This window comes from Velazquezella soli (assembly GCF_977018685.1).
In genome coordinates, this window is the sequence record NZ_CDRNXF010000004.1 from 3,171,281 (window position 1) to 3,188,772 (window position 17,492).

Sequence of the window (17,492 nt, forward strand, 5' to 3'; positions counted from 1 at the left end):
CCGCGTCATGGGAAGGCATGTCATCCATTCAGCAAAGACTTGACCAGCTTCTGGTCACCCTCAACCTCGTCGACAGCCGCTCGCGCGCGCGCGACGCGATTGCCCGCGGCACCGTCAAGGTCGACGGTCGCATCATTACCAAATCCGGACAGATCGTGTCCTCGACCGCGCAGATCGAGATGGACGATCCGGCGAGCGCCTATGTGTCGCGCGCGGCGCTGAAACTGGTTGCCGCACTCGATCATTTCAAGCTCGATCCCACCGGTTGCGAATGTCTCGATGTGGGCGCATCCACCGGTGGCTTTACCGAAATCCTGCTTGCCCGCGGCGCAGCGCATGTAACGGCGCTCGATGTCGGCCACGCGCAGATGCATCCGCGGATTGCCGATGATCCGCGCGTCAGCAATATCGAGGGGGTCAACGCCCGCTATCTCGAGGCTGACGATATCGACGACCGGCCGATCGATTTCGTCGTTTCGGACGTGTCCTTCATCTCAATCAAGCTGGCCCTGCCGCCGGCGCTGGAACTGGCGCTGCCGGGCAGCTATTGCGCGCTGCTGGTCAAGCCGCAGTTCGAGGCCGGCCGCGACGCGATCGGCAAGCGGGGCCTCCTGAAGGAACCGGACACGGCACCGGCGGTGGCGGCTGAGCTGGAACGCTGGCTGGTGGAAGACATGGGCTGGGAAAGCCTTGGCCTGATCCCCTCGCCGATTGCCGGCGGTGATGGCAACGAGGAGTTTCTCCTGGCAGGACGGAAGCCGGAATGAGCACGGTTCACGTCACCATCAACCGTCTTGGCGCACAGGGCGACGGTGTCGCCAACGGCGAGGACGGGCCGGTCTATGTTCCCTATGCTCTTCCGGGCGAAACGCTGGCGATCGCCCGCAATGGCGACCACGGCACGGTCATGTCGACGGGCAACCTTTCGCCGGACCGGATCGAACCGGTCTGTCGCCACTTCGGACCCGATGGCGATGCCTGTGGCGGCTGTTCGCTGCAGCATCTCGCCAAGGCGCCGTATAATGACTTCAAGCGCCAGCTCGTCATCGACGCGCTGAAATCCAAGGGCCTGACGCCCGACGTCAAGGAGACGGTCGAGTGTCATCCGGGCGAGCGGCGGCGCACGGTGTTTTCCGCGCGCAAGACGGAGAAGGAGCTTCTGCTGGGCTACAACCGGGCAGAAACGAACCATATCATCTCCATCGTCGAATGTCCGATCGCCGCGCCCGGCATCGTGGCGCGGCTTGATGCGATCCGCGCGATCGGCATGGCGCTCGCAACCGGCTCGGAGACGTTCCGCATCTCGGTGCTGGAAAGCCTCTCCGGTCTCGATATCGCGGCCGAGGGGCTGAAGCCGCTCTCGGACAAGCAGCGCCGCAAGGTGACCGAGACGGTTCTGGCGCTGAAGGGCATCGCCCGTGTTTCGGCCAATGGCGAAATCGTGCTGGAGCCGCAAAAGCCGGTGATCGATTTCGGTGGCGTCAAAGTTTCTCCTCCGCCCGGTAGCTTCACGCAGGCGACGAAAGAGGCAGAGGAAGCCATGGCGACGCTGGTGCATGGCCATATGGGCAAGGCCAAGCGGGTGCTGGACCTGTTTGCCGGCTCGGGCACATTTGCGCTGCGACTGGCGAGAACGGCACGCGTGCACGCGGTGGAAAGCGACGACAAGGCACTGAAGGCGCTGGACCATGCGGCCCGCAACAGCCAGGGGCTGAAGCCCGTCAGCATCGAGAAGCGCGATCTCTTCCGCCGGCCGCTGATCCCGATGGACCTGAAGCACTTCGATGCCGTCGTCTTCGACCCGCCGCGGGCGGGTGCCGAAGTGCAGGTCAAGGAACTGGCGCGGTCGAACATCAAGACGATTGCTGCGGTCAGCTGCAATCCGCTGACACTGGCGCGGGATCTGAGGATCCTTGTCGATGCCGGGTACCGGATCGTCTCCGTGACCCCGGTTGACCAGTTTCTCTGGTCGCCGCATGTCGAGGCCGTCGCGCTGCTCAGCAAAGTTTGACGCTAGTCTTGACAGAACGCAATTCGGTTGTGCAACCTTGGTTTACAACCTAGCCATAGAGGCGTAGCTTTCCCGTGTCGCATCCAAGGCGGCAAATGACTTGCCGCCAGTGCGATCTCCAAGGGGGGAAAGCATGGCACAGATCGCAATGCATGGGCATGGCGTGCGCGGCATGAAGCCGGAAACGCTGCATTCTTTCGACGGCATCGGTGATCCCGGGAAATTCGGGATCATGTTTCCCAATCTCTTACCGTTTTCGGCAAGCGACGATGCGCTTGCCGCCCTGGCCAAGTCTATGGCGGATAAACTGCTCGACGACGGCAATCCGGAACCGGGCAAGGACAACCCGAATATCCCGGCCGGCTACACCTATCTTGGCCAGTTCATCGACCATGATATCACGCTCGACACGACGCCTCTCGACCAGCAGCATGCCGACCCGAAGGCGACCACCAACTTCCGGACACCGGCGCTCGATCTCGATTCGCTCTACGGCGATGGGCCGGGTATCCATCCCTATCTTTACCAACGCGACGTCGAAACGCTGCAAACTTCCGGCAAACTGTTGATCGGACGGGCAGCGGCGTCATCGGATCAGCAAGGCGCTGCGATCCCCGATCTTCCCAACGACCTTCCACGCAACCAGGAGGGCCACGCGCTCATCTTCGACGAACGCAACGATGAGAACCTGCTGGTGGCACAGACGCATCTGCTGATGCTGAAGTTTCACAACAAGGTGTTCGACAAGGTCGCAGCGGAAAGGCCTGACCTCAAGGGTACCGCGCTCTTCAAAGAGGCTCGGCGGATCGTCACCTGGCACTACCAGTGGATTGTGCTGTTCGATTTCGTGGAACGTCTGACCGAGCCTGGCTTGATCCAGAAGATCAAGAAGGAGGGTCGGCGGTTCTACCGGTTCAAGCAGCGGCCCTATATGCCCGCCGAATTCGGCGCCGCGTGCTACCGGCTCGGCCATTCGATGGTGCGGGAAAGCTATAGCCACAACCGGGTGTTCAACCCTACAGCCGATAGTCTTGCGAACGCGACGCTCGACCTCCTGTTCCTGTTCACCGGAAAGTCCGGGAACATTACCGGCGAGCTCGCCAACGACCCGGGCGTCGGGTTTGCCGCGCTCCCGTCGAACTGGGTCGTCGACTGGCGGCGGTTCTACGATCTGGATACGCCCGAAGGCGAGAAGGAGACCAATTTCGCCATCAACCACAGCCGGCGATTGGACCCGTTCATCACACCCGCCCTGCACACCCTGCCCGGCGGACCTGGTGATGGCTCGGTTGCATCGCGGGAATTTGACCTTGCCTTCCGCAACCTGCGTCGCGGCGTACAGATCGGACTTCCCTCCGGGCAAGCAATCTGTCGCGCCATGGGTCTTCAGCCACTGACGCCCGAGCAGATTGCCACGGGTCCGGACGGCAAGGCGGCCAAGCAGCACAAGATGCTCGAGGAAACACCTCTGTGGTATTACGTTCTCAAGGAAGCGGAGGTCTTCAACAAGGGAAGACGGCTCGGGCCGATGGCATCCACCATCATCGCCGAGACATTCCTCGGCATGGTGCATGGCGACCACGAGTCGTTCCTGTGGCTGCGCTCCGACTGGAAACCGGAACTGCCGAGCGACACGCCCGGCCACTTTACGATGGCCGATCTCGTCAAGTTCGTCGGTGACGTCAATCCTCTCGGTGCGGCTGTGCCGCAACCCGCAGAAGAGAAGGTCGACGGCTGACGGGTGGAGGACATGCTCTAGTCGTCGAGATCGAGCCTGCCGGTGCCTGTGACGCCGGAGCAGCGGCAGGTACCGCCGACCCGACCTTCATCGGCCCGGCAGACATAGGGACGGTCGCGGTCGTCGCTCTGGCGCGGCTGCACCACGCAGACATAGCGCTGACGGCGTCGGTCGCGCCGGTCCGTCTGCTCGGAAAGACTTTGCTGGCTCTGTATCAGGGTGATCGGCGCGTTCGCTGCATTGGCGGACGCGGCAAATGCCGGCCCAGCAGCGGCGGGCAGGCAGGAGAGGCCAAGAGTTGCAAGAGAAAGCAGGCCGGTCAGGGCTGTACGCATGATGTCCTCCTCGTTTGAGGAGTATCTAGCCACGCTTGCCTTGCGAATGAAGGCGCAGCGCGGCGTGGATGGAACTTTGATGCAACTCAGCGTTAACGCCGCATGAAGGCCTCGAAAGCGGCGCGAGCTTCGGCGCTTTTCAGCCGGGCAGAGAAATGCGTCAGTTCCTCGTCCATCCGGGCGAGCACGTCGTCGCGAGGTCCCCGCACCAGATCGCGGGCTATCTTCAAGGCCTGCGGTGGTTTTGCCGACAGTTTTGCGGCGAGAGCCAGCGTTTCCGCCTCGACGGCCTGGGGCTCGACCACCTTCCACACAAGGCCGGCCTCGTGGGCGGCATCGGCAGAGAACCCCTCGCCGGCAACCAGCATCGCAAAGGCGCGCTGGTGGCCCATAACCCTTGGCGCCAGAAGGCTGGAGGCTGCTTCCGGCACAAGCGCCAGATCGACGAAGGGTGTCTTGAACAGGCTGCGGGACGAGGCGATCGTCAGGTCGCAGTGAAGGTTGAGCGTGGTGCCGATACCGATCGCCAGGCCATCGACGCCTGATACCATCGGCTTTTGCGCGAGCGCCAGCGCCCGGATGAAGAGGGCTGCGGCCGGTGGTTCGTCCGTGCCTGAGACCGCGTGGGCCAGAAAATCCGCCATGTCATTGCCCGCGGAAAAGCAGCCTTCGGTGCCAAGAAAGGCGACCGCGCGGATCGTGTCGTCGGTATTGGCATCTGCGAGCGCCGCCGTCATGCGGTGATACATGGACGAGGTGATCGCGTTCTTCTTTTCCGGCCGGTTGAATCGGATCGTGAGCACGCCCTCGAAATCCGCAGGGCGTTCGATCAGGACGTGGCTGTCTGCTGTTGGGGTGGCGTCGCTCACGGCATTCTCCTCAGGCAAGCACGATGCGTGCAGCTTCCAGGCTCTCGGCACCGGCGATGACGCGGTCCTTCAAGGCTGCGGTCTCCGACAGCATGTTTTCGGCCGTAAACCGGCAGAGCGACACGCGCTTGTCGCCCGATCCGTCTTCGGATGCGACGAGCGCGCCCTTGGCGAGATAGGCCCCGGTCAGGACAAGGCCGAACAGACGCTGGTAGGGTGTCGCGCCCGCAAGTGCTTCCGCCACGCGGCCAGCGGCCTGCGCCTCCAGCAGCCAGTCGGTCGACGCCTGGAGATCGTCGATCGATGCGCTTAGCCGTTCAGCCGTGCCGCCGAAGCCTGATGCGTTGAGGCTTTCCACCCGCGCTGCAATCTCGCGCAGTTCACCGATGAAGGTCCGCACCTGCGCGCCCTTGGAAAGCGGGAGTTTGCGCAGCACGAGATCGATTGCCTGGATGCCGTTAGTGCCCTCATAGATCGGGGCGATGCGGGCATCGCGGAGGTAACGTGCGGCGCCGGTTTCCTCGATATAGCCCATGCCGCCATGCACCTGGATGCCGAGCGAGGCGACATCGACGCCGCAATCGGTGGCGAAGGATTTGGCGATCGGCGTCAGGAGTGCGGCGCGCTCGACCCAATGGGTGGCCTGATCGCCTTCGAGGTGATGCGACATGTCGATTGCGTGGGCGCAGGCAAAGCAGATGGCGCGCGACCCTTGCGTCAAAGCCTTCATGGTCAAAAGGGTGCGGATGATATCGGGATGCTGGATGATCGGGCTCATTTGCGGACCAATCGAGCCCGGAGCCCTGCCCTGGGTTCGGTCAGACGCATAGGCGACCGCCTTCTGGGTCGCGGCTTCGGCGATCGCGACACCCTGCATGCCGACGGCGAGACGGGCGTTGTTCATCATCGTGAACATACAGGCGAGGCCCTGGTTTTCTTCGCCGATGAGATAGCCGATCGCGCCGGTGCCATCGCCGAACTTGCCGTCGCCATAGATCATCGTGCAGGTGGGCGAGCCGTGGATGCCGAGCTTGTGCTCGATCGAATGACAGAACACGTCGTTGCGCGAACCCAGCGATCCATCCTCACCGACCAGGAATTTCGGCACCAGAAACAGCGAAATGCCGCGCGTGCCGGCCGGCGCATCGGGGAGACGTGCGAGGACTAGGTGGATGATATTGTCGGCGGCGTCGTGTTCGCCCCAGGTGATATAGATCTTCTGCCCGAACACGCGGTAGCTGCCATCGGCGTGGCGTTCGGCGCGGCTCTTCAGCGCGCCGACATCGGAGCCCGCGTGCGGCTCCGTCAGGTTCATTGTGCCGGTCCATTCGCCCGAGACCATCTTTTCGAGATAGGTGGCTTTCAACGTGTCGCTGCCATGGGCAACGAGCGCCTCGATCGCACCCATCGTGAGCGTCGGCGCGAGCGCGAAGGCCATCGAGGCGGAATTCCACATTTCCAGCGTCGCGACGTTGAGCATATGCGGCAGCGCCTGACCGCCGAACGCTTCCGGTGCCGTCAGGCCGTTCCAGCCGCCTTCGCGCCACTGGCGATAAAGTTGCGGCCAGCCATCCGGCGTCTTCACCACGCCGTCCTCAAGCCGCGCGCCCTGGCGATCGCCTATATCGCCCAGCGGCGCCATTTCGTCGCTGGCAAAGCGACCGGCTTCTGCCAGGATGGCATCGACGAGATCGGGGGAGAGGTCGCCGAACCGGCCGATCTCCAGCGCGTCGGCAAGACCCGCCACATGGTTCAAGGTGAAGGCAATCTCCTCCACGGGTGCCTTGTACATGTCGCTTCTCCCAAATTGACAATTCTTCCGGTCGATGACGCAGGTGCGATCACCGAACTCCCACTGGCTTTTTACGTAAACGTAAACGAGGTTGTCAATCGATCCATCGCGGTTCCGCGGCAGGATACGAGAAAATCCCCGTTGCAACAGGTGTCACACATAGCGCCTAATGAGGAGCGTCATGCTTGCAGGTCTTAAGTCCATGCCTCCGATAAATTCTCCGATTATTCCCGCCACGCCGGGGCTTGTCTGGGCCTATCATTTCCGGCCCGGCGAGGCTGGCACCTGCTCGCGGCTTTCGCTGGAGGCGACGCCTTCGGACCTCGCGATCGACGACGGCTTCCTGTGGCTGCATCTCAACCTTGCAGATCTGCGGGTCGGCGCGTTCCTGGAGAATTTCGCAGGATTGCCGCCGGCAGCAGCAGTCGCGCTCACCACCCATGAAACGCATGCGTCGATCACGCTGGACGAGCAGGCCGTCTATGGCACGCTGATCGATTTCCAGCGGGAGTTCGACAGCGACACGCGCGATATCGGCTGGCTGCATTTCTTCGCCTCCGACAAGGTGATCATCACCACGCGGCTGCAGCCGCTGCGTTCGGTCGACCGGGTGCGCGGCGCCATCGAAAAGAATGCCGGCCGATACAAAAAGCCGCTCGACCTGTTCGAGACGCTGGTGGCCGAATTCCAGCGCACGATGATCTCGATGGTGATGGAATTTACCGAAGAGCTGAACCTGATCGAAGATTTCGTCTACGACAACGTGCCGCGCGACGAACGCCGGCGGCTTGCTCCCGTGCGGCGTATGGTGGTGCGGTTGCACCGGCACCTGCGCACGACCCTGTCGCTGATGCGACGCGCGGCGGCGGCCGACGACGACGATATGCCGCCCGGGTTCGACGATATCGCCTCACGGCTGATCGGCCGGCTCGAAGCCGTCGATCACGACGTCTATGCGCTGCAGGAGCGGGCCCGGCTGCTGCATGAGGAAATCGATTCCAAACAGGCATCGGAGACCAACCGGCACCTCTACATCCTCTCGATCATGACCGCCTTCCTGCTGCCGCCATCGCTGGTCACCGGCTTCTTCGGCATGAACACGTCATCGCTGCCGTTTGCCGAGGGTCTGCACGGCACGGCGTTCGCGCTGGGTTTCATGGTGCTTGCGGCAGCAATCGCTTGGTGGCTTCTGAAGCGAACGGGAATTTTCTAAACTTCGGCCAAAACGAAATCAGCCCGCCCGGGCATGCCGGACGGGCTGTCTTATCGTGCACGGTTTCGCCGGATCAGGCGACGGCGTGAAGCTTGGTCTGATCGCCCTTGAGACGATCGGTCATGAAGTTCGCGTACCATTCCACGAACTGCATGACGCCGCCTTCATGTGCTTCCGAATAGGGACCCGGCTCGTAGGCGGGCGAGCGGATGCCGAAGGCATTTTCCTCGACGATCTGGCGGTCCTGGTCGTTGGTCATGTTCCAGACGTGGGTGAGTTCCTCGACCGTGTAGTCGACGCCTTCGACCGCATCCTTGTTGACGAGCCATGTGGTGGTGACGGCTGTCTCTTCCGGCCCGAGCGGAATGACGCGGAAGGAAATCGCGTGGTCGACCAGCATGTGGTTCCAGGTGGTTGGATAGTGGAACATCAGCATGGTGCCGATATGGGAGATCGTCACGTCCTCCGACAGCGCCTTGGCGACTGCCGGCCGGCCGTTCATCGTGTAGCTTTCGGCATCCTCGATCAGCGGCATGCGGGCGACGCGGTACTGGCCGTCCGTCGACATGTTGAACGTGCTTGGCAGGTTTGCCGCCTCGCAGCGCTGCCAGTGCTCGGAAATGAACGGATCGTCGCCGGCGCCCTGCACGCCCGTCGCCGTCGGCGCTTCCGGATAGGTGCGGCAGAGTTCCGGATGATTGGCGGCGCAGTGGTAGCACTCGCGATTGTTCTCCCAGACGAGCTTCCAGTTGCCCTTTTCGATGATCGTGTTCTTGGCAGCGACCTTCGTTTCGGCCAGCCGATGCGGCGCCATATAGGGTTGGATGGTGGCGCGGACGGGAGCGAAATCGGGCGCCTCGTTGGCAAGGCAGACGAAGATATAGCCGGCAACGGATTCGCAGTGGACAGGCTTCAGGCCGAACTGCTTCTTGTCGAAATCATCGCCCATATGGCGCGCCGACATCAGCGTGCCGTCGTGCTGGTAGGTCCACTGGTGATAGGGACAGACAAGACGGGTCGCAGAACCGCTATCCTTGGTGCAGACGCGGTGGCCGCGGTGGCGACAGGTGTTGTGGAAAGCGCGGATCTCGCCTTCGCGGGTCCGCAGGACGAGGACCGGATAGTCGCCGATCTGCAGCGTCACGTAATTGCCGGCCTTCGGGATTTCGCAATCATGGCCGACGAAAAGCCAGTCGCGATACCAGATCATTTCCAGATCGAGCTTGTAATAGTCCGGATCGATGTAAAAGGGCTGTTCGAGGCTGAAGCCTTCGCGGCGATTGTTGAGCTGCCGCAGAACCTGGCTGTGAATGTCCATCGTGTCTTCCTCGTCAATTCCACTAGCGAAAGACTTGGGGGGTAATGCGGACAGACCTCCTGCCCCCAATCCTACCCCGAACGTCCACCGCGATCGGTCGTCAATCACGTCCCCAGACTGGCACCGGATCGGCCGAGGGTTCTCGTCACGCCTGCCGGCTTCCCAATTTAACGCCGTCCCTAGCCGAGGCGACTCCATGAGTTTTGCCGATTTAAGCACTCGCGCTGCCTGTCGCACAGGCGACATTGCGACATCGGAAAACGCATTGACGACGATGGCTCACATGACGGCTTCGGTTTTCCGCTGACAAGTGGGGGACAGGGTGCTTCTCGCGGTGCGTTGAGACGTAAACCGGCTGTTAAACCGCTCCGGCTAGACTTCTTTTTGCGCGAAGGGGCCAGCCGCATGCAGACGACCGGAAAGCTACGCTATTACGACGCGAACCGGCCGCCACCGCCGGTGTCGGCGCAGGCGCCGACGAGCGCGATCGGGCATTCCGAGTTCCTGCGCACAGGCCGTATCTCCAGGACACAACCGCTGTGGCTGCCCAAGGAGCGCCGTTATCTCACCTATGACGAAGTGGCGGAGCGGACCGGGTTCAAGCTGGAGTCCGCCGGCGAGCGCACGCATCAGCGGATCAACGGCTTCCATCACTCGATCCAGTTCCCGAAAATGGTGTTCCACCGCACGCTGGAGCAAACCCCGCATCTCGGCTATTGCCATGTCACCGCCGCAAGCACCCTGTTTTCGCCGAAGGCGAAGGTGAAATGGTCTTTCTACATCGCCAATTTCCTGGCCGAGATCGGCGATGAGGACGAGTTCTTCAAGCGGGTCAACACCCAGTATTCCCGCATGTATTTCGCGGTGGCGACCGAAAGCGACCCGGATCAGTCGATGAAGATCGACCGCAGCATCCGCAAGAACGGTCTTCTGTTTCGGACCACCGACCCGTAGGAAGCGCTGAAGAACGTGCTGATGCTGGGTGCGCCCGACCAGGCCGTGCGAGCGATCATCAAATCGCTTTAACGCGGTCTCAGTCCGCGCTATGCACAGCGGGACATGACGGCAGAGATCATCGACATCAGGACGGACAGGAACGGCGCGCTTGACCAAGCGTGCGCCGTGCTGTCGCAAGGCTTTCCGGTCGCCATTCCGACGGAGACCGTGTACGGGCTTGCCGCCGACGCCACGAACCCTTCGGCGATCACCCGCATCTATGAAACCAAGGGGCGGCCGCGCTTCAACCCGCTGATCTGCCATATGGCCGATGTCGCGATGGCGGAGCGGTATGCATCGTTCGATCCGATCTCGCGTCGGCTGGCGGAAGCCTTCTGGCCGGGGCCGCTGACGCTGATCCTGCCGCTCATTCCAAAAAGCGGTATCCATCCGCTCGCAACTGCAGGGCTCGATACGGTCGGCATCCGCCTGCCATTGGGCTTTGCCGCCGATCTCATCCGCTCCTTCGGCAAGCCGCTGGCGGCACCGAGCGCCAACACATCCGGCAGGATCAGCCCGACCAGTGCCGGTCACGTCGCCGGTGATCTCGGGAGCAAGCTGAAACTGATCCTCGATGGCGGCGCCTCATCGGTCGGCGTCGAATCGACCATTATCAGCGTCGAGGGCGAGACGGTCCGGCTTTTGCGTCCCGGTGGCTTGGCGGCCGGAGAGATCGAGGCCCTGATCGGTCGCGCCGTCATTCGCCCGGAAGGACCGGCGGCGATCATCGAAGCGCCCGGCATGCTCGCCTCGCATTATGCGCCATCGGCAGCCGTGCGGTTGAATGCGACCCATCTGGCGCCGGGCGAGGCGTTGATCCGGCTGGGATCGGGTCCGATCGAGGGCATCGAGCAGGCGAAGGCAGTGTTCGACCTCAGCCCCACCGGCGATCTTGCCGAGGCAGCCGCCAATCTGTTCGATTATCTGAAGAAAGCCGATGCGGTGGGGGCGACGCGCATTGCAGTCACAGCCATTCCCGATACCGGGCTTGGCGAAGCCATCAACGACCGGCTGGTCCGAGCGGCAGCCCCGCGCGAATAAAAAAACACAAGCTCAGGAGAAGACGCCATGGACATGCCCCTCCCTTCCCCGGATCTACTTGCCCGGTTTACGGCGATCGTCGGCGCTGCGCATGCGGTCAGCGATCCGGTGGAGCTTGCGCCGCATCTCGTCGAAAACCGCGGGCTCTATAAGGGCGCGTCCCCTCTCCTTCTCAAGCCCGGTTCGACGCAGGAAGTGTCGGCGATCCTGAAGCTTGCCAGCGAGACCGGGACGGCCGTCGTGCCGCAGACCGGCAATACGGGTCTTGTCGGTGGCCAGACGCCGCGCAGCGGCGGATCCGACATCATCATCTCGCTGGAACGGATGAACCGCATCCGCGAGATCGACCAGATGGCAAACGTGATCGTTGTCGATGGCGGCGTCATCCTTGCCGAAGTGCAGAAGGCGGCGGAGGAGGTCAACCGGCTGTTTCCGCTGTCGCTCGGGTCGGAAGGCTCATGCCGGATCGGCGGCAACCTTTCCACCAATGCCGGCGGCACGGCGGTGCTTGCCTATGGCAACATGCGCCAGCTCTGCCTGGGGCTGGAAGTGGTGCTTCCGACCGGCGAGATCTGGGACGGGCTGCGCAAGCTGAAAAAGGACAATACCGGCTACGACCTGCGCGACCTGTTTATCGGCGCCGAAGGCACGCTCGGGATCATTACGGGCGCGGTCTTGAAACTCTATCCGCGGCCCGTCGGGCACCAGGTGGCGCTTGCCGGGCTCGCTTCGCCCGCGGATGCGCTCTTGCTGTTTCAGAAGGCATCAAACCTCTGCGGCACGGCGCTGACCGGGTTCGAGCTGATGCCGCGGATCGGCATCGAGTTCACCACGCGGCATATCGACGGCGTGCGCGACCCGCTGTCTGAGCCCTACCCATGGTATGCGCTGATCGACATCTCGACTTCCGACGCCGCCGAAACCGCCGACACGATGGTGCAGGCGCTGCTCGAACAGGGGTTCGAGGCCGGACTGGTCATCGACGCGGTAATCGCCTCGTCGGTCGCGCAGCAAAAGGCGCTGTGGCACATGCGCGAAAGCATGTCGGATGCGCAAAAGCCTGAAGGCGGATCGATCAAGCACGACGTTTCGGTGCCGATCTCGAAGATCCCGCATTTCATGGAGGAAGCCGAGCAGGCTGTTCTCGCCGCCGTTCCCGGCGCCCGCATCTGCGCCTTCGGCCATCTCGGCGACGGCAACATCCACTACAACATCTCCCAGCCGCTGAGCAACGACATGGCCGGCAACAAGGCCGCCTTCATCGACCGCTGGCGGGAGGTGAATGCGATCGTCCACGGGATCGTGCTGGATGCCGGCGGCTCGATTTCCGCCGAACACGGGATCGGCCAGCTGAAGCGCGACGAGCTTGCGCATATCCGCCCGCCGATCGAGATGGAGCTGATGCGGCGCATCAAGCACGCCTTCGATCCGGCCGGTATCATGAACCCCGGCAAGGTCGTGGCATTGCCATGAGCAAGCCGGCACCGGACCGGCCGACCATGACGATCCGCGTCGATCTGAAAAACGGCGTCCGGCTGGGGCCCGGCAAGGCGCAGCTTCTCGAACTTATTGCCGAGCATGGTTCGATCCGGGCTGGCGGAGCTGCGATCGGCATGTCCTACCGGCGTGCCTGGCTGCTGGCAGACGAGATCAACCGGATGTTTCTGGAGCCCTCGATCTCGACCCGGCATGGCGGCAAGTCTGGCGGCGGTGCGGGGCTGACCGAATTCGGCCAGCAGCTTCTTGGCCGCTACAGGGATATGGAAGCAAAAAGTCGGGCTGCAGTGCAACCCGACCTCGATTGGCTTGATTGTGTGACGGACCCGCAATTCCGGGCCGCCGGTAGCGACAAGGCCGACTGAGCGATCAGCCCGCCCGGCGCATCCGTTCACCCATGCCCTGCAGAGAGCCCGGCTGACGCCCGGTGCCGCTGACGCGGAAGCTGCGAATGAGGTTGAGCAGTTCTTCCGTATCGGCAGACAAAGCCTCGGCGGAAGCCGTGGTCTCTTCGGCCATCGCGGCATTGTGCTGGGTGGCCTGGTCGAGCATGTTGAGCGACGAGGAGATCGAGCGCAGCGTCGTATCCTGTTCGGCTGCCGAATGGGCGATGCGGCCGACAATGTCGCTGGCCGACTTCACCTGATCGGAAATCCGCTTCAGGGCCTGACCGGCCTCGCCGACGAGGCGGACGCCGTTTGCGACCTGGCCGGACGAGCGGGAGATCTGTTCCTTGATCTCCTTGGCGGCGGCGGCCGAACGCTGGGCCAGTTCGCGCACTTCCTGGGCGACGACGGCAAAGCCCTTGCCGCTTTCGCCGGCGCGGGCCGCTTCGACACCGGCATTGAGGGCCAGAAGGTTGGTCTGGAAGGCGATCTCGTCGATGACGCCGATGATCTTGGTGATTTCCGCCGAGGACTGTTCGATGCCGCTCATGGCGCCGATTGCTTCCTCGACGACGGCGTCGCTGCGATTGGCTTCGGTGCTGACAGCCGTGACGCGCTGGGCGGCATCGCGTGCACCGTCGGCGGTCTGGCGAACAGCGACGGTCAGTTCGTCGAGTGCGGCGGATGTTTCCTCGAGGTTGGCCGCCTGGCGTTCGGTCCGCTGCGACAGTTCGTTGGAAGCACGGCGGATTTCCTCTTTCGAGCCGCCGATATCGATACCCTTGTCGTTGACCTTGGACATCGCAGCTTCGAGATGGCCGAGCGCTTCGTCGAAGTTGTCGCGCAGGCCGGCGTAACGGGTACCGAGATCGCCGCAGCGAACCGTCAGATCACCCTTGGCGAGCTGTTCGAGCGCCGAGCCGATCGTCGAGACGACGCGGGCCTGAAGCGCTGCTTCATCGCGCTGCATGTCGAGGTTCTGCTGGCGTTCGCCGTCGAGCTCCTCCTGCTGGCGCTGCTGGCTTTCCTGCATGGCATGGCGCTCGCGCACCTTTTGCTGCAGCGCCTGGGTGGCGCGTGCCATCAGGCCGACTTCGTTTTTCATGTCCGTATGCGGGATCTGCATCGTCACGTCTTCGTCGGCCACGGCGTTCAGCGCCTGACGGATCGCACCGAGCGGACCGGAGATGTTGCGGATCACGACGAAGGCCAGCAGCGAGCCAAGGACCAGGATGACGAAGCCGAAGGACAGCGCCTTGAAGACTTCGCTGCGGATCTGCGCCTGGAGATCGTCGACGTAGATGCCGGTGACGAGAACCAGCTGCCAGGGCTCGAAGGCAAGCGCGTAGGAGCTCTTCAGGAAGGTATCGCCTTCCTGACCAGGCTTGGGACCGAGAAAATCGACGGTGCCGCCACCGGCGCGGCCGATCTTGACCAGTTCGTCACGGTACATGAAGCCCTGGCTGTCCGGCTTGCCCTTGAAACTCTGGCCGAGCCGCTTGGGATCCGGATGGACACGCATGTTCACATCGTAGTCATAGGCAAAGAGGTAGCCGTCCGGGGTGAAGGTCATGGCCGACACGGCTTCGAACGCCCGCTTCTGCGCCTCTTCGCGACCCATCGCACCGGAGGCCTCGAGAGCCTGGAAACGCTTGAAGATACCGATGCCGGATTCCACCTGCGTGCGCAGCATGCCGTAACGTTCGGCGTAGATCGCCTGGGTGGACGTGCGCAGCTGCATGTATGTGGCAGCGGCAAAGCCGGCGATCAGCAAAAGCACGAGCAGCAGCAGCTGGTGGGAGATTTTGAGGTTCTTCATGGTCCGCTCACCTGTGACCGGCAGCGACCGCGTAGGCCGCACCTTGGGAAAAATGATGTTTGTGGGAGGCGGCACATTCTGCACCATGTCGTCTGCAATGATTGCAGTGCAACAACCATATGAGCGATGCATAAATAATTATTTAATCACACAATAACGCAGAAAAACGTATGGCCGCACAGTAACTGTGCGGCCTTTTCTTGACTGCCTGCAACGACTTGCTGACTGTTTATTCAGCCCGTTTCAGCCTGAGGCTGAAGTCTTCGAAAGTGATCGGTTTCACCGAGGCTTCCGCAACTTGAGGGGCTGGCGCAACAGCGCTCGTGGTGGCCTCCAGATCGATGCCATCGCGCGGCGGTGGCGCATTCTCGATCATCTCTTCGAACGAGGTGGAGGTCGGCGCCGGCACGTTCGCAATGGTTTTTCCGGCGTCCATCCAGGCCGGTACTTTTCCGACGAAGACGACGGGCGATCCGCCGAACCATGCTTCGGTGCGGACAAGACGCTTTTCGCCGTTGATCTCGATGATCTCGGTCTTCTGTGTGCCGGGCTCGAGGACCGGAACCTTGTAGTTGGACAGATCGGGCTTTGCGGCCGGAGGCTCGCAGTCGCTGCAATGCCACGATACGATGCTCGAGGATTTCTGACTGCCATTGGTTGCGGTGACGGACGACGCCTGTGCGCCGCCGGCCAGCAGTGCTGCGGCTACCGTTGCTGCCGTGATCAGAACGCGATGCATCGCCGGACTCCCGAGTTTGGTCCGACAATCTATAGCAATGCTTCGTTTCCAACCCGTCAGGAGAATTGGTAAATTTTGAACGAAACCGCGGCTGCTGAACCGTCTCTAGCGGGTTTCGCGCTCGATGGCGCGCCAGCCGATGTCGCGACGGCAGAAGCCGTTTTCCCAGTCCACCGCGTCGACCAGCCGGTAGGCGTTTGCCTGGGCTTCCGCAACCGTTCTGCCTGTCGCGGTGACGTTGAGTACGCGGCCGCCGGTTGCGACCAGCGCGCCATCCTTCATCGCCGTGCCGGCATGGAAGATCTTCTCGCCCTCGCCTGCTGATGGCAGCGAGGCGATCGGCGTTCCCTTGTCATGGGCGGCCGGATAACCTTTCGAGGCCATGACGACGGTGAGCGCCACATCGTCGCTCCATTCCGCCTTCACCTCGTCGAGCGTGCCGGTGGCGGCGGCGTAAAGGATCTCCAGGAGATCGCTCTTCAGCCGCATCATCAGAACCTGGGTTTCCGGATCGCCGAAGCGGACATTGTATTCGATCAGTTCCGGCCCCTTGGCCGTGATCATCAGGCCTGCGAAGAACACGCCGGTGAACGGATAGCCGCTTTCCGCCATGCCGCGAATGGTCGGCTCAATGATTTCCTTCATGGTGCGCTCGACCATATCTTGCGTCATCACCGGGGCCGGCGAATAGGCACCCATGCCACCGGTGTTGGGGCCGGTATCGCCATCGCCGACTCGCTTGTGATCCTGCGCGGTTGCCAATGCCAGCGCCGTCTTGCCGTCGGAGAGGCAGAAGAAGCTTGCTTCCTCGCCATCGAGATAGGCTTCGACCACGACCTCGGCACCGGCGGCCCCGAAGGCGCCATCGAAACAGTCGTCGATCGCCGCCAGCGCTTCTTCCACGGTCATGGCGACGGTGACGCCCTTGCCGGCCGCCAGACCATCGGCCTTGACGACGATCGGAGCGCCCTGCGCCTCGACATAGGCTTTGGCGGCTGCGCCGTCCGTAAAGCGCTGGTAGGCGCCGGTCGGGATATTGTAGCGGGCGCAGATATCCTTGGTGAAGCCCTTGGACCCTTCGAGCTGGGCGGCGGCGGCGGATGGCCCGAAGACGGCGATGCCCGCCTGCCGGATGCGATCGGCAATGCCGGCGACCAGCGGCGCTTCCGGGCCGACGACCACGAAATCGATGGCCTCGCTGCGGCAAAATGCAAGGACCGCCTCATGGTCGTCGACATCGAGCGCGACCAGTTCGGCATTTTCGGCCATGCCGGGATTGCCGGGAGCGGCAAAGAGTTTCGTCAGTTTCGGTGATTGGGCAAGCTTCCATGCCAGCGCATGTTCGCGACCGCCCGTGCCGATAAGAAGAACCTTCATCTGCCGCCCTCGATTTATCATCTGTGCTGGCGGTTAAGGCGAGGGACGGAAAAGGTCAAGTCTCGCCGGCAAAAGCGGCATTCAAGACGGCCGGTCCGGTTGCTGACGATAACTGTCGCTGCGCAATCTCAACGTTGCTTTGAATATCACTTTGTTACGAAAGGCCAGAAATGGGACAGGCTCGTTGCGCCGCGCCGCGTCCTGCAGTTTTTCGTCGAGATAGATGATCGCCGCCTCCAGTTCTTCGGAGCCAACGGCATCGTCGGACGCCAGTATATGGGCTATTTTGCTAGGCATTCATACCTCCTTACACGCCAAATCATGTGGCAGGAGCAACTATAGGATTCTGGCACAATGCGAG

Annotated in this window: 15 protein-coding genes and 1 pseudogene; 8 read left to right on the plus strand and 8 right to left on the minus strand. The window is 62.6% G+C overall.

The window, feature by feature from the left end; all coding sequences use genetic code 11:
• Positions 1 to 17: 17 nt before the first annotated feature.
• From AC0JZ8_RS19050 to AC0JZ8_RS19060, 3 genes are all read left to right on the plus strand, one after another.
• Positions 18 to 767, plus strand: coding sequence for a TlyA family RNA methyltransferase (locus AC0JZ8_RS19050; RefSeq protein ID WP_062579403.1), 750 nt, complete (start codon positions 18 to 20; stop codon positions 765 to 767).
• Positions 764 to 2,011, plus strand: coding sequence for a class I SAM-dependent RNA methyltransferase (locus tag AC0JZ8_RS19055; protein ID WP_092661441.1), 1,248 nt, complete (start codon positions 764 to 766; stop codon positions 2,009 to 2,011). Before AC0JZ8_RS19050 ends, AC0JZ8_RS19055 begins: the two co-directional genes overlap by 4 nt.
• Before the next feature lie 133 nt (positions 2,012 to 2,144).
• On the plus strand, positions 2,145 to 3,749 hold the full coding sequence (locus tag AC0JZ8_RS19060) for a peroxidase family protein (RefSeq protein ID WP_062579399.1): 1,605 nt from the start codon (positions 2,145 to 2,147) through the stop codon (positions 3,747 to 3,749).
• Between the two features lie 17 nt (positions 3,750 to 3,766).
• Here AC0JZ8_RS19060 and AC0JZ8_RS19065 read toward each other — a convergent pair whose 3' ends face one another.
• The 3 genes from AC0JZ8_RS19065 to AC0JZ8_RS19075 all read right to left on the minus strand — a co-directional run bounded on the left by AC0JZ8_RS19065 (position 3,767) and on the right by AC0JZ8_RS19075 (position 6,745).
• Positions 3,767 to 4,084, minus strand: coding sequence for a hypothetical protein (locus tag AC0JZ8_RS19065; RefSeq protein WP_062453659.1), 318 nt, complete (start codon positions 4,082 to 4,084; stop codon positions 3,767 to 3,769).
• A 92-nt stretch (positions 4,085 to 4,176) separates the two neighbouring features.
• Positions 4,177 to 4,953: a crotonase/enoyl-CoA hydratase family protein gene (locus AC0JZ8_RS19070; RefSeq protein WP_471893198.1), complete on the minus strand. Its 777-nt coding sequence runs from the start codon at positions 4,951 to 4,953 to the stop codon at positions 4,177 to 4,179.
• Between the two features lie 10 nt (positions 4,954 to 4,963).
• Complete coding sequence (locus AC0JZ8_RS19075; RefSeq protein ID WP_471893199.1) at positions 4,964 to 6,745, minus strand: acyl-CoA dehydrogenase; 1,782 nt, start codon at positions 6,743 to 6,745, stop codon at positions 4,964 to 4,966.
• Between the two features lie 202 nt (positions 6,746 to 6,947).
• On the opposite strand from AC0JZ8_RS19075, the gene AC0JZ8_RS19080 reads away from it, so the two are divergent.
• A complete protein-coding gene (locus AC0JZ8_RS19080; RefSeq protein WP_471893200.1) occupies positions 6,948 to 7,958 on the plus strand; it encodes a transporter in 1,011 nt (336 codons plus the stop codon).
• A gap of 73 nt (positions 7,959 to 8,031) precedes the next feature.
• On the opposite strand, the gene AC0JZ8_RS19085 is transcribed toward AC0JZ8_RS19080, so the two are convergent.
• The gene (locus tag AC0JZ8_RS19085) at positions 8,032 to 9,276 is read right to left on the minus strand and encodes an aromatic ring-hydroxylating oxygenase subunit alpha (protein ID WP_092661436.1); all 1,245 of its coding nucleotides are present in this window, start codon (positions 9,274 to 9,276) and stop codon (positions 8,032 to 8,034) included.
• A 405-nt stretch (positions 9,277 to 9,681) separates the two neighbouring features.
• Here AC0JZ8_RS19085 and AC0JZ8_RS19090 point away from each other — a divergent pair.
• From AC0JZ8_RS19090 to AC0JZ8_RS19105, 4 genes and pseudogenes are all read left to right on the plus strand, one after another.
• A pseudogene (locus AC0JZ8_RS19090) lies at positions 9,682 to 10,302 on the plus strand (DUF6656 family protein).
• A 33-nt stretch (positions 10,303 to 10,335) separates the two neighbouring features.
• Positions 10,336 to 11,313: an L-threonylcarbamoyladenylate synthase gene (locus AC0JZ8_RS19095; RefSeq protein ID WP_471893201.1), complete on the plus strand. Its 978-nt coding sequence runs from the start codon at positions 10,336 to 10,338 to the stop codon at positions 11,311 to 11,313.
• 27 nt (positions 11,314 to 11,340) lie between these two features.
• Entirely contained in the window at positions 11,341 to 12,786 is a 1,446-nt protein-coding gene (locus tag AC0JZ8_RS19100; RefSeq protein WP_471893202.1) for an FAD-binding oxidoreductase, read from the plus strand.
• Positions 12,783 to 13,175, plus strand: a complete 393-nt coding sequence (locus AC0JZ8_RS19105; RefSeq protein ID WP_471893203.1) for a winged helix-turn-helix domain-containing protein — start codon at positions 12,783 to 12,785, stop codon at positions 13,173 to 13,175. The genes AC0JZ8_RS19100 and AC0JZ8_RS19105 overlap by 4 nt, the downstream gene beginning before the upstream one ends.
• A 4-nt stretch (positions 13,176 to 13,179) precedes the next feature.
• On the opposite strand, the gene AC0JZ8_RS19110 is transcribed toward AC0JZ8_RS19105, so the two are convergent.
• From AC0JZ8_RS19110 to AC0JZ8_RS19125, 4 genes are all read right to left on the minus strand, one after another.
• On the minus strand, positions 13,180 to 15,015 hold the full coding sequence (locus AC0JZ8_RS19110; protein WP_471893204.1) for a methyl-accepting chemotaxis protein: 1,836 nt from the start codon (positions 15,013 to 15,015) through the stop codon (positions 13,180 to 13,182).
• Between the two features lie 229 nt (positions 15,016 to 15,244).
• Positions 15,245 to 15,754 carry a plant virulence effector HPE1-like domain-containing protein gene (locus tag AC0JZ8_RS19115; RefSeq protein WP_471893205.1) on the minus strand — a complete coding sequence of 170 codons (510 nt, stop codon included), beginning with the start codon at positions 15,752 to 15,754 and terminating at the stop codon, positions 15,245 to 15,247.
• A gap of 105 nt (positions 15,755 to 15,859) precedes the next feature.
• Positions 15,860 to 17,131 carry a phosphoribosylamine--glycine ligase gene (gene purD / locus AC0JZ8_RS19120; protein WP_471893206.1) on the minus strand — a complete coding sequence of 424 codons (1,272 nt, stop codon included), beginning with the start codon at positions 17,129 to 17,131 and terminating at the stop codon, positions 15,860 to 15,862.
• An 81-nt stretch (positions 17,132 to 17,212) separates the two neighbouring features.
• Positions 17,213 to 17,428, minus strand: a complete 216-nt coding sequence (locus AC0JZ8_RS19125) for a hypothetical protein (protein WP_092661426.1) — start codon at positions 17,426 to 17,428, stop codon at positions 17,213 to 17,215.
• Between the last annotated feature and the right edge of the window lie 64 nt (positions 17,429 to 17,492).